Source organism: Corynebacterium sp. HMSC071F07 (assembly GCF_001810285.1).
In the GTDB taxonomy this organism is placed as follows: Bacteria; Actinomycetota; Actinomycetes; order Mycobacteriales; family Mycobacteriaceae; genus Corynebacterium; species Corynebacterium simulans.
Map to the genome: position 1 here is coordinate 1 of NZ_KV800680.1, position 263 is coordinate 263.

Below are 263 nucleotides of genomic sequence, written 5' to 3' on the forward strand. Positions count from 1 at the left end.
GCCATCATCGACACTCAAGACTTGGAAAAAATACGCGAGGAGCTGCGTCCACTACGACTTCCTGGCCAGGTCAAACTTCACTGGACCGACGAACGTAATAGCCGACGCCGAAAAATCGTGGACACCCTTTCTGAGATCGACTCCATGCAAGCGATCATCACCCACCAGAGTGAAGTGAGCAAGAAGACGGAGAGGCACCGCAGGAAATGCTTGGAGCAGATGTACTTCGAGCTCTCCGAGATGCACGTCCACAACGTCACTTT

1 pseudogene is annotated in these 263 nt (G+C 52.9%); it reads left to right on the forward strand.

The window, feature by feature from the left end:
• Positions 1-263 (forward strand): annotated as a pseudogene (locus HMPREF2724_RS12960) (hypothetical protein); the annotation flags it as partial.